Genomic DNA, 21540 nt, shown 5'->3' with positions numbered 1-21540 from the left:
AAACTAAAGGCGGTGAGCTGAATGGGTGGCTCTTTAATTGATATTAAAAAAAGAATTGCTTCAACCAAAAAAACAAGTCAAATTACTAGTGCCATGCAAATGGTTGCTGGGGCAAAATTAGGAAAAGCCGAAGCGACAGCTAAGAATTTCCAAATTTACGCATCAAAAGTTAGAGGAGTAGTAACGCATATTGCGGCTACTCAACTAGCTTTAATAGAAGATGGGAATTTGATAGGTACAAATTCACCATCTAACGTTGATTTTCACGATATGCTAATTGAAAGACCGGTTAAAAAAACGGGCTATATTGTCATTAGTTCTGATAAGGGATTGGCAGGTAATTACAATAGTTCAGTGATTAAATCGACCGTTGATATGATTACCCGTGACCATAAATCATCCGATGAGTATGTATTTATGGCTGTTGGTTCGTCAGCTGCTAACTTTTTTAAAAGTCGAGGCATGAATTTAGCCTATGAACTACGAGGAATTAGTGACCAACCTTCATTTGAAGAAATTCGTGAAATTGCTAGAACGGCAACAGAAATGTATAAAAATGAAGTTTTTGATGAGCTATACGTTTGCTATAATCACCATGTTAACTCACTTTCATTCCAATATCGGGCTGAAAAAATGTTGCCTTTAAGTGATTTAGATGCAAGTGAATCAGTTGACTATGAAGTTGAGTACCTATTTGAACCTTCGAAAGAAGCTATTCTAGATATTTTATTACCACAGTATGCTGAAAGCTTAATTTATGGAGCTATTTTAGATGCTAAAGCAGCAGAATTTGCAGCTAGAATGAGTGCTATGAAAAGTGCAACAGATAATGCTCACTCAATTATTGATGATTTAACAATCCACTATAATCGAGCACGTCAAGCTGCAATTACGCAAGAAATCACTGAAATTGTCGGTGGTGCTTCAGCACTTGAATAACCTATTAATCTTGAATAGTTTATTCAGACTAGTTTTTATGAGTCAGCCTCTCGGAAAAAGATGGAATTTCGAGGTGACAAGAAACGTTACATCAAATTCCGCTATTTTTCTGCCGAGCCTGAACAAGCTCAACAAACTTTTTATTAAATGGGAGGGAAAATGAATGAGTATAGGTCAAATTGTTCAAGTAATTGGACCCGTTGTTGATGTGGAATTCCCATTAGATGGATCGTTACCTGATATTAACAATGCCCTCATTGTCAAAAAAATTAAAAACAAAAATAAAGATACAAATGAAGTTCCAGAAACAGTTGTGCTGGAAGTTGCTTTAGAATTAGGCGACGGAATTATTCGGACAATCGCAATGGAATCAACTGATGGTTTACAACGTGGTATGGATGTTGAAGATACAGGTAAAGCTATTTCAGTACCTGTTGGTTCAGAAACATTAGGCCGTGTATTTAATGTTTTAGGTGAAACAATTGATTTAAAAGAACCTTTTCCAGCAGATGCAAGACGTGATGTAATTCATAGAGCAGCTCCAACTTTTGATGAATTAAGCAGTAGTACAGAAATTTTAGAAACTGGTATTAAAGTAATCGATTTATTAGCGCCTTATTTAAAAGGTGGTAAAATTGGTCTATTTGGTGGTGCCGGTGTTGGTAAAACTGTTCTTATTCAAGAATTAATCCATAATATTGCTGAAGAGCATGGTGGAATATCTGTCTTTACAGGTGTTGGTGAACGAACTCGTGAAGGAAATGATTTGTACTTCGAAATGAAGGAATCTGGTGTTATTGAGAAGACGGCAATGGTGTTCGGACAAATGAATGAACCACCAGGTGCTCGGATGCGTGTTGCGTTAACAGGTTTAACAATTGCGGAGTATTTCCGTGATGATGAAGGCCAAGATGTGCTTTTATTTATTGATAATATTTTCCGTTTCACTCAAGCGGGTTCTGAGGTTTCAGCCTTACTAGGACGTATGCCTTCTGCGGTTGGGTATCAACCAACATTAGCTACCGAAATGGGTCAGTTACAAGAACGGATTACTTCAACTAGAAAAGGTTCAATTACATCAATCCAAGCGATTTATGTACCAGCCGATGATTATACGGATCCAGCTCCAGCAACTGCCTTTGCCCATTTAGATGCAACGACAAACTTAGAGCGTAAATTAACGGAACAAGGGATTTATCCTGCAGTTGATCCGTTGGCTTCATCTTCAAGTGCGTTAGCACCTGAAATTGTTGGAAAAGAGCATTATAAAGTTGCGATGGAAGTCCAACAAACATTACAACGTTACCGTGAATTGCAAGATATTATTGCGATTTTAGGAATGGATGAGTTGTCAGATAGCGAGAAGATTCTTGTCTCTCGAGCTCGTCGAATTCAATTTTTCCTATCACAAAATTTCCATGTGGCAGAAGCCTTTACTGGACAACCAGGTTCATATGTTCCTGTAAAAGAAACGATTCGTGGATTCAAAGACATTTTAGATGGTAAGTACGACGATCTTCCAGAAGACGCCTTTAGAAGTGTTGGACGAATTGAAGAAGTTGTAGCAAAAGCAGAAGCACAAGGATACTAATCGAGGAGGGTACTCATGTCTGTTTTAAGAGTCAATATCGTAACACCAAATGGTCTTGTTTATGATCACAATGCTAATATGGTAGTTGCTAAAACACTTGATGGTGAAATTGGGATTCTACCTCAGCATGCTCCCATTATTGTGCCTTTACAAATTAATGAAGTTCGTGTGAAACGAACAGATAACCCAGAGCATGAAGATGCTGTTGCCGTTAATGGTGGCGTGATGGAAGTCCGCGATAATATCTGTACAATTATTGCAGATAGTGCTGAAAGAGAGCGAGATATCGATTTAAGTCGTGCTGAACGTGCGAAAGAACGTGCAGAGAAACGAATTGAAGAAGCGAAAGAGCATGAAGATCGTGATGAAATCGACCGCGCTACTGTTGCTTTACACAAAGCAATTAACCGGATATCTGTTTCAAGACATGGTAGATAAAAAGTTCGTTGAGCCGTTTAGATCCGATAAGAAAATAGGGAAAATTGATAGGACGCTATTTGTCCTCTCGAATTTTTATCTTTTTCTCGAGGAGCTGGTTCAAAAGAGCTAGCCTAGATAAAAATAAATCCTCAGGAAATTTCTGAGGATTTTTACATACTCATTCTTTTAGAGTGAGATTTGTTTATTTATTTATAAAATTATGTTAGCATTAAAAATATAATCCATAAAAAAGGAGACCAGATATATGTCATTTTTAGGCGTACAATCTTTATTAGGAATCGTGTCACATATCATTTTTATCATGATGTCTTTTTGGGCTCTTCGTGGAATTCGCATTGAGAATTGGATCAAAAAAGGGTATGAAAGGCAAGCAAGAGTTTTGTATATTTTTTTATCAATAGTCATTGGTTATACAGTAAGTAGCTTCTTTTTAGAATTTATCAGTCTTTCTAAGAGTTTGCCTTATTTGTTAAAATAAGATGAAAAAGCGGTAATTTTTTCAGAAAACAGGTGAAATGATTGTTTCATGAAATCATTTCATGCTATAATGCTAGAAGCGGTCATTGGTTAGTAAATATCCAATGAAGCACTTAAGAGTTTCGGAGGGGTTTAAACATGGAAAAAATAATTGTTCGTGGCGGCAAACGTCTGGAAGGAACAGTTAAAGTAGAAGGTGCTAAAAATGCAGTATTACCAATTTTAGCAGCAACTATCTTAGCAAGTGTTGGGGAAAGTAAATTAACAAATGTACCAACATTGTCTGATGTATTTACAATCAATGAAGTGTTACACCATTTAAACTTAGATATTAACTTTAGTGAAAAAAATAAAGAGGTTGTTGTCAATGCAACCCATGAATTGAATTTTGAAGCACCTTTTGAATACGTAAGTAAAATGCGTGCGTCAATTGTTGTAATGGGTCCATTATTGGCTCGTTTAGGTCATGCTAAAGTTGCGCTTCCAGGTGGTTGTGCAATCGGAACAAGACCAATTGATTTACATTTAAAAGGCTTTGAAGCGATGGGTGCGAGAGTACATATCGAAAATGGCTTTATAGAAGCGTTCGCTGATGAATTAAAAGGCGCAAGAATTTACCTTGACTTCCCTAGCGTAGGTGCAACACAAAATATTATGATGGCTGCAACGTTAGCTAAAGGTACAACAGTCATTGAAAACGTAGCCCGTGAACCTGAAATTGTCGATTTAGCTAACTTTTTAAATCGCATGGGTGCAAAAGTTATTGGAGCAGGAACTGAGACAATTCGAATCGAAGGTGTCGAAGTTTTAACTGGTACAGAACATGGTATTATTCCTGATAGAATTGAAGCGGGCACGTTTATGGTCGCTGCAGCAATGACTAAGGGAAATATTTTTATTGAAGATGCTGTTGCAGAACATAATAAACCTTTAATTTCAAAATTAAAAGAAATGAATGTTTCAATTACTGAAGAAGAAAATGGCATGCGTGTTATTGGACCTGAAAAGTTGAAAGCAACTGATGTAAAAACGATGCCACATCCCGGTTTCCCAACGGATATGCAAGCACAAATGACTGCTGTTCAATTATTAGCAGAAGGTACTAGCACAATGACTGAGACCGTTTTTGAGAATCGCTATATGCATATGGAAGAATTACGTCGTATGAATGCGAATTTCAAAGTTGAAGGTCCATCATTAGTTATGTATGGCCCAACTAAACTGCAAGGTGCTGAAGTTGCCGCTACAGATCTTAGAGCTGCTGCTGCCCTTATTTTAAGTGGATTATGCGCAGAAGGTTATACTCGTGTGACGCATTTAGAATATTTAGATCGTGGGTACTTTGAATTCCATAAAAAACTGCAAGCACTTGGTGCGGATGTTGAACGTGTGAATGAAGAAGAAAATCAGCTAACTGAAGCAGAATTAGAAAAAATGTTTAACTAAAAATCAACCTAAGTGCTGATCGAAACTTTTAATAGTTTTGATCGGCACTTTTTGATTTAAGTCATAGAAGTAGGTAATAGCAGCGACCTACCAAATTTACCTCTTCTTTATTCAATCCTGAGCAAAGCCAAACAGCTTTTTAATGAGTTAATAACTCAACTATCAAAAAACAATCATTTTTTATTAAATTTTTAAGAAAATCTCGGTTTCGGATTAAGGTTAGTTATGCTATAATAGAAAATTAGATGGCTATGTTTATTTATGTAGCCTAAAATTGAACGAAGAGCTTTGAGAGGAGAACAATAATAATGGCGAAAGATATAGGTATCGATTTAGGTACAGCAAATGTATTAATTCATGTAAAAGGAAAAGGGATTGTTTTAAATGAGCCTGCGGTAGTAGCTATTGACACAACAAATGGTCAAGTATTGGCAGTAGGAGAAGAAGCTTATCGAATGGTAGGGCGTACTCCAGGAAATATCCGGGCAATTCGTCCTTTAGAGGATGGTGTTATTGCTGATTTTGATATTACGGAAGCTATGCTTTCTTATTTCATTAATAAGTTGAATGTGAAAGGATTCTTGTCAAAACCGAATATTTTAATTTGCTGTCCAACAAATATTACCTCTATTGAGCAAAAAGCCATTATTCAAGCTGCTGAAAAAAGTGGTGGGAAAAACGTCTATCTCGAAGAAGAACCAAAAGTTGCCGCAATTGGTGCTGGAATGGATATTTTTCAACCAAGTGGAAACATGGTAATTGATATAGGTGGAGGAACTAGTGATATCGCTGTTTTATCAATGGGAGATATCGTAACTAGTCGTTCATTAAAATTAGCTGGTGACAAATTAGATAGTGAAATCACACAGTATGTGAAGAAAAAATATAAATTATTGATTGGTGAAAGAACTGCTGAATCAATTAAAATTGAAATTGGAACAGTTTTCCCTAAAAATCGTTCTGATTCAATGGATGTTCGTGGTCGCGATATGGTCAGTGGTTTACCAAGAACAATTACGATTACTTCTGATGAAGTTCAAGAAGCACTAAATGAATCAATGATGCTAATTGTACAACAAGCAAAAGATGTTTTAGAACAAACTCCACCAGAATTATCAGCGGATATTATTGATCGCGGGATTATTTTAACAGGTGGTGGTGCCTTGTTAGATGGAATTGATCAATTATTTGCGGAAGAACTAAAAGTTCCAGTTTTTGTTGCGGAGCGTCCATTAGATGCAGTCGCATTAGGTACAGGTATCTTATTGGAAAATATTAGCAAAAAACGTCGTTAATTATTTTATCTCTGATAGCGACTTATATCCTATATGTAGGAATAATGCTTAGTTAATTGAATGAGGTGGAAATAATGCCAAATAAGAAAGAAAAAATGGGAGCAATTCCAACACCTCTCAAGGTATTAATTGTCATTGTTGTGATTATTCTAACGTTTTTAATTGGAGCAATGATTGGATTTGGACTATTAGGTGATGGCAATCCTTTTGCTGTTTTTAGCCAAAATACTTGGGAACATATCTTTAGCTTTTTTACAAAAGGACCAAAAAATTAAAAAAAGTGCTAAATTAGTTTATCTAATTTAGCACTTTTTTTGTATAGTATAGTTAAAATAAAAATTAAAGAGTTGTTTTTGCATAGAGTCTACTATAGAAAGGTGTGAGAATAAATGAATCAAGTTACTTTGGTTGGCCGTTTAGTTAGAGAGATTCAATTACAAGAGGTAGGGGAAAGTAAGTCAGTTGTTAATAATACAATTGCTGTACAACGTATTTTTAAAACCGAACAACAACAGCAAGCTGATTTTATTCCACTTGTTGCTTGGGGGAAAGTTGCAAAATTATTAGATTTATATTGCGAGAAAGGGGATTTAATTGGTATTAATGGAAAGATGCAATCACGAAGCTACATCAATAGTGAAAATATTACTATATTTGTTGTAGAAATGCGTGTTGAAGAAATTCAATTTTTACAAAATAAACGAACGGAAGAGACAATAGCGATAGTTGAACCTTAAAAAGCTCTGCCTTACTTGTTAACGAACTGTAATAGAGACAGGTTCTGGCTTTTTCTTTTCTTGTTTATAAATAAAATAACGTTATAATTTGTGATGATTACTAAAAAAATGTAATATTAAAAAGGGTTTTTTTGACGTATAAAAATAATTAGAAAACAAAATGTGAAATTTTTTGAAAAATAATAGATAACAAAAAAGTGATAGAATTAGGAATGGTTTCGATTTCAAATTTTAGTTTCAAAAAAACTAAAATAAATTAAAAAAAATGAATTGTCAGAAAATTTACAAGTATAACGGGTTTTTCTTTGAATAGGGGTGGGCCGTCACATAGGCTTAATCAATGAGTAACCTAGGGCTTAGATAGAAATGGTATTATTTTCTTCATAGCGAACAGGAGGAAAATAAACATATGAAAAAAAGAATTCTATCGATTGCTATAGCATCTACATTATTTGTAGGTATAGCAGGAGTATCTTCTGCCTTAGCAGCAACATTAGATGATAACTCAGAACAGGTGGTACCTAAAAATGTAGCAACACTATCTGGACAAACTGTGTTAGCTAACTTAACTACTCAAAAAAACTCTAATAATGATTCAAAGACTATTGTACAAGAGCTATTAGCAGCTCAAACTTTAAAAGATCAAACACCAAGTATGTCAAAAGTAACTAAAGTAGAAAAAACATCTACAGTTGCAAATTATACTGTAGAAGCAGGAGACACTATTGAAAATATTGCTAAAGCATTTGAAGTTTCATTAGAAGATTTAATGAAATGGAATGCCGGATTAACGATTGATTCAATCATTCAAGTTGGTCAAACAATAAAAATTCAAACTGAAAAAGATCCAACTACTATTGAAACTTCAAAATTATCTTGGGAAGCACCAGCACCAGTTGTTGAAGTAGCACCAGAACCAGCAGTAGTTGCAGAAGCACCTGTTACTCAACCAGTAGAGGCAGTTGCAGAAGTAGCACCAGCACCAACTGTTGAAACAACTCCAACTGCAGCGGCACCAAGTGGGCGTGTCGTAACTGTTTCAGCTACAGCATATAGCACAAGCGAACCAGGAATGTCCTCGTTTACAGCACTTGGCATTGATTTAAGACAAACGTCAAATGTAATTGCTGTTGACCCTAATGTAATTCCATTAGGAAGCCGTGTATTCGTAGAAGGATATGGTGAAGCCATTGCTGGTGATACAGGTGGAGCGATTGTTGGAAATAAAATTGATGTTCATTTTGCAACAGTTGATGCATGTTATCAGTGGGGTGTACGTTCAGTCCAAGTTACTATTTTAGATTAAATAATCAAAGCTGTACCCAAATAAAAGGGTGCAGCTTTTTATTTTGCTATGAAATAGTAGTAGATGCCGTATAGCAAAGTCATTTGCTGGATATGAATACTTTATGAAGAAAACTTGATTCTTTAACGAGTTACTTTGTTTCAACCGATAAAAATAGTATAATGAAAAGAGTGAAGGTGAATCGAATCGAAAAGAGGGATAGCAATGAAAATATTAATGATAGAAGATAACCAATCTGTTTGTGAAATGATGGAAATGTTTTTTTTGAAGGAAAATTGGGATGCTACGTTTAAACAAGACGGAAAAGAGGGCTTAGATGCTTTTTTAGAGCAGCCAGATTCTTGGGATATTGTGACACTAGATTTAAATTTACCAACAATGGATGGAATTCAAATCTGCCGTGAAATTCGTAAAGTATCGGAGACAGTGCCGATTATCATGTTAACAGCTAAAGATTCAGAGAGCGATCAAGTGATTGGCTTGGAAATGGGCGCAGATGACTATGTAACGAAGCCTTTTAGTCCACTAACACTAATTGCCAGACTGAAGGCGTTACACCGTAGAGCAGATTTAACTAGCCATGAAGAAGTACCAAAGCATAAGTTGGATGAAGATTTTGAAGTGGCAACAGATCATTTGAAAATTAACACAAAAACACGAGAAGCTTTCTTATTTGAAAAGCCGATTGAAGGATTAACACCAAAAGAATTTGAATTGCTTTATACATTAGCTAAAAGTCCAAAGCAAGTTTTTTCTCGAGAGCAGTTACTAACATTAGTTTGGGATTATCAATATTATGGGGATGAACGAACAGTTGATGCTCATATTAAAAAATTACGCCAAAAAATTGAAAAAACAGGTCCGCAAGTGATTCAAACAGTTTGGGGAGTGGGCTATAAATTTGACGACAGCGGAGTTGAATAGCTATGAAATATCTTTATCAGCAAATGTTAGCCTTTTTTGCAGTAATCATGACGGTCTTAGTTATTTTAGGGTTTTCTTTTCTTAAATTTACAACAGATACTGTTCAAGAAAATTTGGAGAGCCAATTAAGTAGTTATGCCAACACTATTATTGAAAATCGTTTAGTTGAGAATGCCGAATGGGCGGAATTATTATTACACAACCAGGGTGTTAGGATTTATGTTACGGACACTAATAAGCAAATTATTTCGCCAAAGCGAGATAAAGGCAAATATTTAAATATATCAGATGCAGATTTGAAGGAATTAACTAAAGGGAACGAGGTTAGCTCAAAAGGTGATTCTCCCATTGATTTATTAGGGAATAAAAATAAGCAATTATGGGTTTTAGTGTCCTTTGTCTATACAGAGACGCAAGAATTTGCGGGAATTGTGTATGTGGATGCGCCCATGAGCAATATTAAGGGAAGTATATCCGAGCTGAAAAAAAATCTTTATTTTGCGTTAGTTATTTCAACGATCTGTGCGTTAATACTCAGCTTTGTTTTAGCACAATATCAAGTCAAACGGATTAATCGCTTGCGTAGTGCTACGCACCGAATTTCAAAAGGTGATTTTGATGTCCATTTAGAAAGTAAAGATCGTGATGAATTTGATGATTTAGCAGAAGATTTCAATACGATGGCTAGCTCATTAAAAGAATCAAATGAAGAAATAGAGCGTCAGGAGAACCGGAGAAGGCAGTTTATGGCAGATGCGGCTCATGAGATGAGAACGCCGTTAACAACCATTAACGGGCTTTTAGAGGGTCTAGAATACGACGTTTTTCCAGAAGAGCAAAAAAAGCGGAGTATTACATTGATGCAAAATGAAACTAGACGCCTCATTCGTTTAGTTAATGAAAATTTAGATTATGAAAAAATTCGTTCCAATCAAATCACTTTAAGCCGTTATACATTTAACGTCCATGATGCCTTGGAAAGCATCGTCCAACAATTGAGCGGAAAGGCTGAAGAATCAGGTAACAAACTTACACTTGATTGTCCTCGAGAATTGACTGTGTACGCTGATTATGACCGTTTCGTCCAAGTGATAGTGAATATTGTTCAAAATGCGATTCAATTTACAAAGGATGGTCAAATTTCAGTTATTGGATTAGCAGGTTTAAAAGAAACTGTGATTGAAATTACAGATACAGGGATTGGAATGACTGCTGAGGAAGTCAAAAATATCTGGGAACGTTACTATAAAGCAGATGTTTCTAGAAAGAACACAAAATTTGGTGAGTCTGGTTTAGGCTTGGCTATCGTGCAACAATTAATGAATTTGCATGATGGGAAAGTAACAGTTGAAAGTGTTCCAGATCAAGGTACTACATTTAGATTAAGTTTTCCAAAAGAAGTGATTGAAGAAGGAACTACTGAAAAGTTAGAGAATCCTGATTTAAAAGCTTAAGTAAGAGTGCATTTGGCAGTTAAATTTTTATAGATATAGAAAAATCCGATTAAATATAGGAGAATTTCTCCTATATTTAATCGGATTTTATTCATTTTAACAGGTAATAACTAATTAAAGATCTGCTGGAGATAGTTGGATATCACCAAGATTAGCAATATTATCATCCGATGTAAGAACAATAATTGAGAGACCTTTTTGTTTAATTAAGCTTTTAAAAATCATAATCCAATTTTTTAATTGGGGTCCATTTTCATTCTTTAGCCAATCATCAACTAAAATTATTTTTTTTTCAGCACACAAACTTGCAATTAATTGAACTTCCTTTTTTTGTTCATCTGTTAGAGAATCGATTTTTTTATTTGCTAAGTCAGGAGAGATATAACTTTCTTCCAAAGCATCTAATATAAGCAATTCAGGAGAACGGAGTTTAGGTTTCGCTAATTTTACAGTTAATAAAATATTCTGTAAAATCGTAAAGTAATGAATAAACGCAGGTTCTTTTAGAATATATCCAATCTTTTCCCGTTCAGAAGAACTGAATAACCTAGTTAACGATTGAATCACTTTTTTTTCTTCTTTATCATTTCCAATAGCAATGGTATAAAGAGACTGTTCAGTAAATGGAAAAGTAGTGTTCTTTGATTTTAAATGAGTCATCATGATTTAACGTAACCTCCTGTATGAAAATAAAAAGTTTGTTGGACTGGTTAGGCCTGGCAAGAAAATAGGAAAATCTGATAGGACGCTTTTTGTCCTCTCTAGATTTTATCTTTTTCTCGAGGAGTTGGCAAAAAAGAGCTGGTCTGATAAAAAGCTCTTTAAGTATGCATGGTCATCCGTATTTCAAAGTATTTCGATTAAGAAACCATAAGGCTGCTGGTGACATACACAATAGTGTGAATAAATTCATTCCTAAGGCAAACTGAACGAACCTCTGAGGGTTTGTTCCAATAGTTTGGTTAGCATCTGTTAAGGTGACTGTATTAAACTTTGAGACACCTTCTTTATAGGGTTGCGGATTCTCACTTGGTAATTTATCATCCTGCGTAGCAGATATAATAGTTGAATTCGTTTGAATAAGGAAATGTTTTTCAGTCTTTCCAACAAAATTTTGCTCAATTTGATTGAGTTGTTGTGCCACAGGTTGCCGGAAAAAGACGCTTGTAACAAATAAAAACAATAAAAAAACATTTAATAAAATTAGATTTTCTAGCACGAGTTGAAAAAAGATTTTTCTTTTCTTTTCGCCAATTAAACGAAAATTTAAAAGCTCTTTTCTTCTAAAGAAAAGTAATAGTCCATGGAGAGCAGTAAAGCCAATTGCACCAAATACAATGGTAAATAAAAGGAGTTGGCCGACTATATCTTGTTTATGCTTAATTGTTTCAGCTAATGACTGAAAAAAATCTGTATTAATTGTTAAATCGCTTTGCTTTAAATTTAAGGTTTCATTTATAGTATCTAAAGAAAAATTAAGTTGAGTTAACATTGAGAATAAGAAAACTAAAATTAAACTGAACGCAACATACAGAAAGAAAACAAGAATGCTTCTCATAGGCGTATGTCGAATACGTAAAACAGCCCGTTCGAAAATAGTCATTGTGTATATTCCTCCCTCATTGTTAGTCTATTATCTAAGTATAATAAAAGAGTATGAAAAAAGTGTGAACAGTTAATGCATTTTTAGCATTTATTTAAGAAAAATAAAAGACAAAAAAAGAAGGTAAACCAGGTAATGTATCAACCCGTTTACCTTCTTTTAAACTAGTTATTTTGTAGCGTCTTCCTTTGCAGCTTCTGCAGCGGAATCTGCAGCAGCTTTAGCTGCTTTTTCAGCATCGGTCATTAATTCAGGAGCATCTGTTTTATAAAGTTCAACAGTAGATTGTCCATCTTTTTGATTGATTAAGCTAGTATTTTCATCGCCAAGTTTTTTAGCAGCTTCTTTCAATTGATCAACTTGATTTTTATAATTAAAGACAGTTGGATCAACAGGAGTGAAGTTAGCAGGGGTGTAATAACGTAATAAATCACTATTGATAATACTATCTGAGAGATTTAATTGTTTTTCGACTCCAGTTCGTAATACTTCAACTTCAGCTAAAACTTCTTCGCTAGGATCAGTGATTAAAGCTCCTGTTTTAGTATCGTAAATTTTAGTTCCCATAACCGTATATTTTGGTGTAACAAAGCTTCCGTTACGGAAAGCGACAGTTTGATCGTGTTCAGGAGAAGTTAAATCTGTCCCAAACTGGATAAATCCATCTTCATTTGTCGTATCAACACCTAATAAATGTAATAGGGTAGGCAAGACATCAATTTGTCCACCAAATTCACTTTTAATACCACCGTTGGTTTGACCAGGGATATGGTACATAAATGGTACACGTTGGACTAAGGCATTGTCGTAATCTGTCCATTCTTCAGAAGTTTTCCCAAGTAGGGGTGCTAATGAAGGATTTCTTGAATTAGAAATACCATAATGATCTCCGTAAAGGACAATCATTGAATTATCATATAAGCCTGAAGCTTTTAAATAATCAAAGAATTCTTTAACGGATTGATCTAAATAATGAGCAGTGGCAAAATAGCCATCAATAGTGCTATCACCCGTAGTTGCTCTTGGAAACTCAACATTATCATCATCTAGTGGATACGGGAAATGATTCGTTACAGTTAAGAATTTAGCATAGAAAGGTTGCGGCAACTGTTCTAAATACTGAGTAGATTCTTGGAATAATAATTTATCTTTTAATCCATACTCCAATGTGTTCCCATCAGAAACATCATAATAACTTGCATCAAAGAAGTAATTAAATCCAAAAGATTTGTATGTGTTATCACGATTCCAGAAAGAGCCGACATTTCCATGGAAAACAGCACTTGTATAGTTGCCGTTATCACGTAAAATTTGTGGAGCAGCTTGGAACACATTACTTGAACCAGCTTGAGTAAATGCTGAACCTTGTGGCAATCCAAATAATGAATTTTCTAATAGTGTTTCTGCATCACTCGTTTTACCTTGTCCAACTTGATGGAAAAAGTTCTCGTAAGATGTAGTACTTTGATCATGGTATAAGCTGTTTAAGAAAGGTGTAACTTCATGTTCAACACCATTTTCATCTTTTAATTTATAATCAATTAAAAATTGTTGGAAACTCTCTAAATGGATATAAATTACATTTTTTCCTTTTGCTGAACCAAAAGTAGCGGGGTTAGCAGCTGCGCGATGTTCATTTAGATATGAGATAACTTCATCCATATCTGAACTATCAGCATTTGCTTTCACCTGATTGGCTTGAGCGGTTTTGATTCCGTCATAAACAGTAAAGACATTTAAACCTAGATATTTGACAATATAGTTACGGTCAAAAGTACGAGTTAATAGTTGTGGACGATTGCTTTCAGCAATGCTAAGATTTGCTCCAAAAATAGCAACAGATAAAACTGTCATAGCAAATGCATAGCGTTTTTTGAATGGGCGAGGGTCCATTTTCACTTGTTTAGATAAAAGTAATCCTAATAAGATAATAAAATCTAAGATGTAAAAAATATCAGCAAATGAAGTTAAGGCAAAAGCACTTGTATTTAAGCCACCAGCAACACTTTTAGCCCCTAACATGGTATTTACAGTTAAAAAGTCTGTAAACTCACGATAGTAAATTACGTTTGAGTAAAGTAAGGCTGTTGCTAATAAGTACAAAACAAACAGTGCAATATAGGCCCGACGTGGTTTTTTAAAATACAACGCAATTGAAAAAATGAACAATGTGGTTGCAACTGGATTAATGAACAAAATAAATTGTTGTAAGGGTCCAGTCACCCCTAATGAGAAGGCTGTTTGATAGCTATAATAAGTTTTAGCCCAAAATAGTAAAACAGCGAGTGTGAAAAATCCTAATCTTGTATTCAGTATAGCTTGTGTTTTCTTTATCAATTTCAATTCTAGCGTCCTCCTTAGAAAGTAGACAAGTTTGTAGGTTACATTAAAAAAAGAAGTTCCATGTCTAAATAGTCACGTCTTCTTTCTAACTGTCAATAAATATATCACTTTATATTTTACCTTTTTGACCAGAGAAAGTCAATTTTTCTATCTGATTAACAAGAGAATGAAAGGCTGTTTTAAAAGCTTTTTAAAGGGTGTTTTCATTTTAAAGAAATCTTAACCTTCATTTTTATCTTTTTTTATCAAATTCAGTTATAATAGTGGTAACAAAAAAGAAGGAGGTTCCCAAAAATATGTTTTTTTTACAAAATTTATATGAGTTTACAGAGTCAAATTTTGGGGACACTATTAATCACTTTCCTTTAATTAAACTTATTTTCTATAGTGTTGATCGTACACTTCGTTATTTTTTAGTCTGGCTTTTAATTAGAGGTATTTACCTACTATACAAACATCTGAAGGGAACTAAAATCAGAGTTGCAAGAGAATTTGTTGTTCAGTTTTTCGTGTTCTATGTAATTTTGTTATTTCAACTAACTGTGTTTCGTGGGGAATATAGTATTACAAATGTCTATATTGAACTACGCCCCTTAAGTGAAGTGAATTGGCAACCATTTACCGAAACATTTAAACTAACACAAGGAACATCTTTGTTTGATTTTTACTATAATTTATATGGAAATATCTTTTGGTTTATTCCGTTAGGTTTCTGTGTGGCTTATCTTTCACAAAATAATCATCCGTTTTTACGCACATTTTTTATCGGTTTATTTTGTTCAATTGCTATTGAAACAATGCAGTTCTTATTTAGGACAGGTATCGCAGATGTAGATGATGTAATGTTCAATACCACAGGAGCGCTAATCGGTTTTGTATTATATGAAGTTTATTTCTTGCTAAAAAAATTATTTTCCAAACAAAAAAGACGAAAAGAGGCAGTCTGACTGTTTTTTTCGTTTTTTTTTTGAGAAAATAACCACTTTTAATTTTTTCTAAAAGCTGTGCTATAATAGGAAACAAAGGAATCAGAAAAGAGTGGATGCATCGATGAAAAGAGAAATCTGGCAAGTGAACCTTAAAATTTTGTGGTTTGGTTGTTTTTTAGCTGGAGTTGGATTCAGTTTAGTCATGCCTTTTATGGCTCTTTATATTGATACTTTAGGTGATTTTACATCTAAAGAAGTGAGTATGTGGAGCGGAATTACTTTTAGTTCAACTTTTTTTGTGACGGCAATAGTAGCGCCTTTTTGGGGGAAACTAGCAGATCGAAAAGGGCGAAAGCTCATGCTTTTACGAACAGCACTTGGAATGGCAATTGTGATTGCCTTAATGGGTACGGTCCAAAATGTCTATCAATTAATCGGATTGCGTTTGTTACAAGGTTTTTTTTCAGGTTTTATTTCTAATGCGACAGCTTTGATTGCCACTCAAGTACCAAGGGAAAAAAGTGGTGCAACATTAGGGACACTTACAACTGGAAGTGTGACAGGAACATTAATGGGACCACTAGCTGGTGGAACGATTGCTGAATTTTTTGGTTTTCGAATTACTTTTTTTATTACTGGCTTTTTATTATTTTTAGTTTTCTTATTGTGCTTGTTCTTTGTAAAAGAAAATTTTGAACCTGTTTTAAAAGAAGACGAGTTATCTGGTAAAGCCGTTTTAGCAGAGTTGAAATTTCCACGAGTCATTATTGGCATGTTCGTTACAACAATGATGATTCAAGTTGCCGCTAATTCAATCAGTCCGATTTTAAGTTTATATGTGAAACAATTAGCCGGTGAATCCTCCAATGTAGCCTTTATTAGTGGCATTGTTGCATCTGTTCCAGGAATTGCCACCTTACTGGCAGCACCTCGTTTAGGTGCGCTTGGTGATCGAATCGGAAGTGAACGAGTGTTGAAAGCTGGGTTACTATTTTCAGTCATTATTTTAATTCCGATGGCTTTTGTGACCCAAGTTTGGCAATTAGCTGTTTTACGGTTCTTGTTAGGGGTATCAGATGCAGCTTTAATTCCAGCAGTTCAAGCTATTCTAACAAAAAATACCCCACATGCTGTGGCTGGTAGGATTTTTAGTTATAATCAATCATTTCAAGCAATGGGAAATGTGATGGGTCCGCTGCTCGGATCGGTTATTTCAGCTAGTTTAGGATTTAGTGGAGTCTTTTTAATTACACCGCTATTTATTATAAGTAATTTCTTTTTAGTACAGCGTAATACTAAAAATATTAAAAAAATTCAATCAAATAAGTAATTTGAGTAAAGAGAGATAAAGGGGTTTTAGGTAAAATGGAAAAAATAATGGTGAAAATGCAAGCAACAAATAAAATTAAAAGTGGCTATCCACTGCTTGTGAAGGGTGATTTTGTTAAAGAACCAAGTGTTACAGAAGGTACCTTGGTTGAACTAATTGACCAACAAAAGAAATTTGTTGCTAGTGCCTATTTAGCTAAACAAAATAAAGGCGACGGTTGGATCTTATCTCTAAATCCTCAAGAAAAAATAAATCAAAAGTTTTTTGAAAAGTTATTTCATTTAGCTGGAAGCAACCGGACATTTTTAGAAGCCAATGGTGATACGACGGCTTATCGCTTTTTTAATGGTGAAGGAGACGGTTTAGGCGGATTGACAATTGATTTTTATGCAGATTACTATGTTTTTTCATGGTACAGTGAAGGTATTTATACACATCAAAAAATGATTATAGAAGCTTTTAAGTCAGCAGTTCCAGCTATAAAAGGTATTTATCAAAAATTTAGATATGATACAAAAGGCCAAAATGATGAGAGTCATGTATTTGGTGAAAAGGCTCCAGAACCCTTGTTGGTACAAGAAAATGGCATCCAATACGCAACTTATATGAATGATGGTTTGATGACTGGAATTTTCCTAGATCAACGAGAAGTTCGTGAAGCCATTAGGGAAAAATATGCTGTGGGTAAAACCATTTTAAATACATTCAGCTATACAGGTGCTTTTTCAGTAGCTGCAGCCATGGGTGGTGCTTTAGAGACAACCAGTGTAGATTTAGCTAATCGTAGTTTACCTAAAACTAAAGAACAATTTGAAGTTAATGGAATTGATCCAGAAACACAAAAAATTATTGTGATGGATGTTTTTGATTATTTTAAATATGCATCTAAAAAAGAATTATCTTTTGACACAGTTATAATAGACCCACCAAGTTTTGCCAGATCTAAGAAGCGAACTTTTAGTGTGGCAAAAGATTATTCAAAATTACTAGAAGAAGTGATTGAGATAACGAATAAAAATGGTGTAATTGTTGCTTCAACAAATGCAGCCAATGTAACAATGGAGAAATTTGAAGGATTCATTAAGAAAGCTTTTGCAAATAAAAATTGCCAATTTGATTGGCTTGAAAAGTATCAACTGCCGAATGATTTTAAAATAAATACTCATTTTCCTGAAGGCGACTATTTAAAAGTCTGGATTTTACGTAAAAAATAAATAGATTTCGATTGATTAGACAAACGAGTCATACTTGTTTGTCTATTTTTTTCGACTTTTTTAAGTTTGATTTAAGCTTGGAAAGGTATAACTAATGCAGAGCACAAGTAAAGTGTTTCTATATTGAAAGGAAGCAGGGGGAAAGTAGTATGAATTTTATCAAACGAGCATTATTAAGTACTAAAGTAAAAAAAGGACGTTCATTTTTATTGTTATTCATTTTTTCTGCCATCTTAATTTTTGTGTTAGCAGGGTTAACAATCCAAAGTGCTGCCAATGTAGCTACATCTGAAGCTAGAAAATCAATGGGAGGTTCTGTAACTTTAGGAGTCAATCGTGAAAATACATTAAAAAAATCAACTGAAGAAACGAGTAGTTCAGAAACCACAGAAACTCAAAGACCAACTCCTGGTTCCTATGAATCAACGCCTGTTGATTTGACGATTGCCACTAAATTAGCGGCGTTAGATCATGTTGCTAGTTATAACTTTATTTCAACGACTTCAGCAGGAGCGGAGTCTTTCGAACCCATTTCAAGTAGCGATTCAACGGAAACAACGACTGAAACCCAACAACCAACTGGGGGACCAGGAGGTGAAGGTAGTGAGAGCGAAAGAGGCTCAAATTTTGGACCAGGGGCAGCCCAGGGTGATTTAAATGTTCAAGGTGTTCTATCGACAGAAAACTTAGCGGCTTTTACAGACGGAACAAGTACATTGACAACTGGAACAGCCTTGACTAAAGAGGACGTAAATAAAAATGTTGTTTTAATCGAAAAAAGTTTAGCTGAAGCCAATGACCTGGCTGTTGGCGATACAATTACTATTTCTAATCCAACAGATGACACAGTCACATATGAGCTAACGATTCAAGGAATTTATGAGACAACAACAAGTGACAATGCAATGGCGGCTAATTTTAATTTCTTAAATCCTTCGAATCAAATCTATGTCCCTTACACCTTTGCCAATACTTTAAAAGGCGCAACATATGATAATGGGGTTGACTCAGTTATCTTTAATTTAGATGATCCAGAAAATGTCGAAAGTTTTGTGAAAGCTGCAGAGGCAACCGGTTTAGATACTGAGACCTATAGCTTACAAACAGATACAGCCGTTTATGAGCAAATGATTAAACCGATTGAAAATGTCTCAAGCTTTGCTAAAAAAGTTGTTTTATTAGTAGCGATAGCTGGTGTTGTCATCTTATCACTAATTATTATGATGACAATTCGTGAACGCAAGTATGAAATGGGCGTTTTACTCTCTTTAGGCGAAAAACGTTGGAAATTAATTGCCCAATTTTTCACTGAGATTTTGATGATTTTCTTAGTTGCGATGTGTGTAGCTGGAATTAGTGGGAAATATGTTGGAACAATCGTTGGCCAACAATTACTAGATCAACAAACAGCGACAACAACAGAAACGACTGAAAATACAGGACCAGGTGGTGGCAATAGTGAACCACGTGGCGGAAATATGGGCGGATTTAGAAATTTTGGTGCAGAAAGTTCCACAGCAGCGAAACAAATAGATGAGCTGAACGTAACTGTTTCAACAAATGACTTGGTTAAACTAGGGGGAATTGGATTAGGAATTTGTTTCTTGTCCATCATGATTTCATCAATAGGAGTTATTCGTTTAGAACCAAAGAAAATTTTGACAATGTAAAAAGATAGGGGATGTTTAAATGATAACAGCAAAAAATGTCGGGTATTGGTACGATAAAGGGAATATACCTCTTTATCAACATGTGAATTTAACGTTTGAAAAAGGCGTTTTATACAGTATTTTAGGCAGTAGTGGATCTGGTAAAACGACTTTTTTATCTTTACTAGCAGGATTAGAAAAGCCTAAAGAAGGGGACATACTTTATGAAGGTACATCCATTAGTAAAATGGGTTTGACTAAATTTCGCAATCAAAAAGTTTCGATTGTTTTCCAAGCCTATAATTTATTACCCTATATGACTGCTTTACAAAATATTGTAACAGCAATGGAAATCACCCGTTCCAAAGAAACGGATAAAAAAGCTTATGCGCTAAAAATGTTGAAAAAGGTCGGTATATCTGAAGATTTAGCAAATAAAAATGTGATGAAACTCTCAGGTGGACAGCAACAACGAATTGCAATCGTGCGGGCGATGTGCACGGACACAGAATTGATTGTTGCAGATGAACCGACAGGAAACTTAGACGAGGAAACTTCTCGTGATATCATCCATTTATTTCAAGAGTTGGCTCATAAAGAAAATAAATGCATTATTTTGGTGACGCATGAAAAAGAAGTAGCGAATGAAAGCGACGTGTGCATCCAATTAAAAAATAAGGAATTCACAACTATTATTTAAGTACCAAAAAGGCGTTCTCAGATAAATTGAGAACGCCTTTTACATCATCTAAGCTAATCAGCAACATTTAAATCAAAGACATCAATGTTGTCTAAACCACCATAGATGTCATACCAGGGAACAGCACCATCCGCTAAAATGCGATTCAAAGTCTCAACGTTATTTTTCCCAGTGGTATCTAACCATTGGATTAAACCGGTTTTCCCACCTTGAGCATATGCTGAAACCCCATCAAACCAAGTGGCTCTCCCACCTAGAATTCCACTATATTGTGCACCGGCCTCTTTAGCAAATCTTAGTTCTGTTTGAAAAGTTTTGGTAGGGACGCCAGCGCTTAAATAGATAAAAGGCCGAGTTGCTGCATCGCTAGCCTCTTTAAAGTAAGCCAACGCTTCATCTCGAGAATAAACTTGCGGATCACCATTTTCTGTATAGCCTTCAACATACTTGAAAAGGACAGGCACTTCTACTTTTAGTACATCGATATGATATTTATCTTTAGTTAATTCTTTGATTGTATCGATAACTTTTTTCGGTTTGATTTTTGCAAACTCAGGACTGTGATCATCGGTAATATCATTATCATAAACGATAGGCTCAACGAAAACAGGAATATCAGCAGCCCGAGCTTCATCACCAAGTCTTTCTAGAAATCCCAATTTTTTTTGAATAATTTCATCCTCTTCATCGGGGTTAAAGTAGACTAGAACTTTCGCTGCATCAGCACCTTTAGCAATTAAACGTTGTGCTGACATTTCAGGAATTAACTCAGGTAAGCGACCAGGTGTATGCACATCATAGCCTGTTTTTTCATAAGATAAGATTAAACCAGCTTGCTCATTTTTATCAGATATTCCTTTAAAACCGAGTTCTTCATCAAGCAAAATAGCACTGACATATTTAGTTAGTTCTTGTGAAACGAGCCCTTTGAATTCATAGACCATTTCAATAGTATAATTTTCTGAACCCACAGCTTGTTCCATCATTTTTTTCATAGAACCACGTTGATCAATTGCTAATGCAGCAATCACGCCATTTGAGTTAGATAATTGTTGCATTTTTTCAAACTTGCCTCTTGAAATTCTTTTCTTTGTCATGAAAAATCCCTCCAATATCAGTTTCATTAATTGTAGTCCTCCTATTTCTAAAAGACAAATGAAAC

The 21540-nt window shown here is 34.9% G+C and carries 20 protein-coding genes; 16 read left to right on the top strand and 4 right to left on the bottom strand.

Annotated elements, in window-relative coordinates:
- The first annotated feature begins 21 nt into the window (after positions 1-21).
- From BR77_RS07345 to BR77_RS07295, 11 genes are all read left to right on the top strand, one after another.
- A complete protein-coding gene (locus BR77_RS07345; protein ID WP_010054323.1) occupies positions 22-939 on the top strand; it encodes a F0F1 ATP synthase subunit gamma in 918 nt (305 codons plus the stop codon).
- Positions 940-1102: 163 nt separating this feature from the next.
- On the top strand, positions 1103-2530 hold the full coding sequence (atpD, locus tag BR77_RS07340) for a F0F1 ATP synthase subunit beta (protein ID WP_010054325.1): 1428 nt from the start codon (positions 1103-1105) through the stop codon (positions 2528-2530).
- Positions 2531-2545: 15 nt separating this feature from the next.
- Positions 2546-2968: a F0F1 ATP synthase subunit epsilon gene (locus BR77_RS07335; protein ID WP_010054326.1), complete on the top strand. Its 423-nt coding sequence runs from the start codon at positions 2546-2548 to the stop codon at positions 2966-2968.
- Between the two features lie 247 nt (positions 2969-3215).
- Positions 3216-3449, top strand: a complete 234-nt coding sequence (locus BR77_RS07330) for a DUF1146 family protein (RefSeq protein ID WP_010054327.1) — start codon at positions 3216-3218, stop codon at positions 3447-3449.
- Positions 3450-3586: 137 nt separating this feature from the next.
- A complete protein-coding gene (murA, locus tag BR77_RS07325) occupies positions 3587-4894 on the top strand; it encodes a UDP-N-acetylglucosamine 1-carboxyvinyltransferase (protein ID WP_010054328.1) in 1308 nt (435 codons plus the stop codon).
- Positions 4895-5202: 308 nt separating this feature from the next.
- Complete coding sequence (gene mreB, locus BR77_RS07320) at positions 5203-6189, top strand: rod shape-determining protein (protein WP_010054329.1); 987 nt, start codon at positions 5203-5205, stop codon at positions 6187-6189.
- A 74-nt stretch (positions 6190-6263) separates the two neighbouring features.
- Positions 6264-6464, top strand: coding sequence for a DNA-directed RNA polymerase subunit beta (locus BR77_RS07315; RefSeq protein ID WP_010054332.1), 201 nt, complete (start codon positions 6264-6266; stop codon positions 6462-6464).
- A 114-nt stretch (positions 6465-6578) separates the two neighbouring features.
- Entirely contained in the window at positions 6579-6926 is a 348-nt protein-coding gene (locus tag BR77_RS07310; RefSeq protein WP_010054334.1) for a single-stranded DNA-binding protein, read from the top strand.
- Positions 6927-7335: 409 nt separating this feature from the next.
- The gene (locus tag BR77_RS07305) at positions 7336-8232 is read left to right on the top strand and encodes a 3D domain-containing protein (RefSeq protein WP_015075694.1); all 897 of its coding nucleotides are present in this window, start codon (positions 7336-7338) and stop codon (positions 8230-8232) included.
- A 204-nt stretch (positions 8233-8436) separates the two neighbouring features.
- Entirely contained in the window at positions 8437-9156 is a 720-nt protein-coding gene (locus BR77_RS07300) for a response regulator transcription factor (protein ID WP_010054338.1), read from the top strand.
- Positions 9157-9158: 2 nt separating this feature from the next.
- Positions 9159-10610: a sensor histidine kinase gene (locus BR77_RS07295; RefSeq protein WP_035064442.1), complete on the top strand. Its 1452-nt coding sequence runs from the start codon at positions 9159-9161 to the stop codon at positions 10608-10610.
- Between the two features lie 114 nt (positions 10611-10724).
- Here the strand turns inward: BR77_RS07295 and BR77_RS07290 are convergent, their stop codons facing one another.
- The 3 genes from BR77_RS07290 to BR77_RS07280 form a co-directional block, all read right to left on the bottom strand.
- Positions 10725-11273, bottom strand: coding sequence for a P-loop NTPase family protein (locus BR77_RS07290; RefSeq protein WP_015075696.1), 549 nt, complete (start codon positions 11271-11273; stop codon positions 10725-10727).
- 172 nt (positions 11274-11445) lie between these two features.
- On the bottom strand, positions 11446-12213 hold the full coding sequence (locus BR77_RS07285) for an FtsX-like permease family protein (protein WP_035064439.1): 768 nt from the start codon (positions 12211-12213) through the stop codon (positions 11446-11448).
- Positions 12214-12381: 168 nt separating this feature from the next.
- Positions 12382-14556 (bottom strand): LTA synthase family protein, encoded by a 2175-nt coding sequence (locus BR77_RS07280; RefSeq protein WP_010054345.1) that lies wholly within the window; start codon positions 14554-14556, stop codon positions 12382-12384.
- A gap of 296 nt (positions 14557-14852) precedes the next feature.
- Between BR77_RS07280 and BR77_RS07275 the strand changes: the two genes are divergently transcribed.
- From BR77_RS07275 to BR77_RS07255, 5 genes are all read left to right on the top strand, one after another.
- Positions 14853-15503 (top strand): VanZ family protein, encoded by a 651-nt coding sequence (locus tag BR77_RS07275; RefSeq protein ID WP_010054348.1) that lies wholly within the window; start codon positions 14853-14855, stop codon positions 15501-15503.
- Between the two features lie 103 nt (positions 15504-15606).
- On the top strand, positions 15607-16815 hold the full coding sequence (locus BR77_RS07270; RefSeq protein WP_010054350.1) for a multidrug efflux MFS transporter: 1209 nt from the start codon (positions 15607-15609) through the stop codon (positions 16813-16815).
- 35 nt (positions 16816-16850) lie between these two features.
- Positions 16851-18029: a class I SAM-dependent rRNA methyltransferase gene (locus tag BR77_RS07265; protein WP_015075698.1), complete on the top strand. Its 1179-nt coding sequence runs from the start codon at positions 16851-16853 to the stop codon at positions 18027-18029.
- Between the two features lie 149 nt (positions 18030-18178).
- Positions 18179-19699: an ABC transporter permease gene (locus BR77_RS07260; protein ID WP_015075699.1), complete on the top strand. Its 1521-nt coding sequence runs from the start codon at positions 18179-18181 to the stop codon at positions 19697-19699.
- 19 nt (positions 19700-19718) lie between these two features.
- Positions 19719-20378, top strand: coding sequence for an ABC transporter ATP-binding protein (locus BR77_RS07255; protein WP_010054353.1), 660 nt, complete (start codon positions 19719-19721; stop codon positions 20376-20378).
- A gap of 53 nt (positions 20379-20431) precedes the next feature.
- Here BR77_RS07255 and BR77_RS07250 read toward each other — a convergent pair whose 3' ends face one another.
- Positions 20432-21475 carry a tagatose 1,6-diphosphate aldolase gene (locus BR77_RS07250; protein ID WP_015075700.1) on the bottom strand — a complete coding sequence of 348 codons (1044 nt, stop codon included), beginning with the start codon at positions 21473-21475 and terminating at the stop codon, positions 20432-20434.
- Positions 21476-21540 lie beyond the last annotated feature (65 nt).

It is taken from the genome of Carnobacterium maltaromaticum DSM 20342 (assembly GCF_000744945.1).
GTDB lineage: Bacteria > Bacillota > Bacilli > Lactobacillales > Carnobacteriaceae > Carnobacterium > Carnobacterium maltaromaticum.
The sequence above is the reverse complement of the archived record's forward strand: the minus strand, read 5'-3'. Positions and strand labels throughout refer to the sequence as shown.

Bases quoted from the DNA above. Each gene is read 5' to 3' on its own strand.
- BR77_RS07255 (WP_010054353.1), top strand. From the start codon at position 19,719: ATGATAACAGCAAAAAATGTCGGGTATTGGTACGATAAAGGGAATATA.
- BR77_RS07345 (WP_010054323.1), top strand. From the start codon at position 22: ATGGGTGGCTCTTTAATTGATATTAAAAAAAGAATTGCTTCAACCAAA.
- BR77_RS07265 (WP_015075698.1), top strand. From the start codon at position 16,851: ATGGAAAAAATAATGGTGAAAATGCAAGCAACAAATAAAATTAAAAGT.
- BR77_RS07335 (WP_010054326.1), top strand. From the start codon at position 2,546: ATGTCTGTTTTAAGAGTCAATATCGTAACACCAAATGGTCTTGTTTAT.
- BR77_RS07285 (WP_035064439.1), bottom strand. From the start codon at position 12,213: ATGACTATTTTCGAACGGGCTGTTTTACGTATTCGACATACGCCTATG.
- BR77_RS07305 (WP_015075694.1), top strand. From the start codon at position 7,336: ATGAAAAAAAGAATTCTATCGATTGCTATAGCATCTACATTATTTGTA.
- BR77_RS07295 (WP_035064442.1), top strand. From the start codon at position 9,159: ATGAAATATCTTTATCAGCAAATGTTAGCCTTTTTTGCAGTAATCATG.
- BR77_RS07250 (WP_015075700.1), bottom strand. From the start codon at position 21,475: ATGACAAAGAAAAGAATTTCAAGAGGCAAGTTTGAAAAAATGCAACAA.
- BR77_RS07300 (WP_010054338.1), top strand. From the start codon at position 8,437: ATGAAAATATTAATGATAGAAGATAACCAATCTGTTTGTGAAATGATG.
- BR77_RS07260 (WP_015075699.1), top strand. From the start codon at position 18,179: ATGAATTTTATCAAACGAGCATTATTAAGTACTAAAGTAAAAAAAGGA.
- murA (WP_010054328.1), top strand. From the start codon at position 3,587: ATGGAAAAAATAATTGTTCGTGGCGGCAAACGTCTGGAAGGAACAGTT.
- BR77_RS07315 (WP_010054332.1), top strand. From the start codon at position 6,264: ATGCCAAATAAGAAAGAAAAAATGGGAGCAATTCCAACACCTCTCAAG.
- BR77_RS07290 (WP_015075696.1), bottom strand. From the start codon at position 11,273: ATGATGACTCATTTAAAATCAAAGAACACTACTTTTCCATTTACTGAA.
- BR77_RS07270 (WP_010054350.1), top strand. From the start codon at position 15,607: ATGAAAAGAGAAATCTGGCAAGTGAACCTTAAAATTTTGTGGTTTGGT.
- BR77_RS07275 (WP_010054348.1), top strand. From the start codon at position 14,853: ATGTTTTTTTTACAAAATTTATATGAGTTTACAGAGTCAAATTTTGGG.
- atpD (WP_010054325.1), top strand. From the start codon at position 1,103: ATGAGTATAGGTCAAATTGTTCAAGTAATTGGACCCGTTGTTGATGTG.
- BR77_RS07310 (WP_010054334.1), top strand. From the start codon at position 6,579: ATGAATCAAGTTACTTTGGTTGGCCGTTTAGTTAGAGAGATTCAATTA.
- mreB (WP_010054329.1), top strand. From the start codon at position 5,203: ATGGCGAAAGATATAGGTATCGATTTAGGTACAGCAAATGTATTAATT.
- BR77_RS07330 (WP_010054327.1), top strand. From the start codon at position 3,216: ATGTCATTTTTAGGCGTACAATCTTTATTAGGAATCGTGTCACATATC.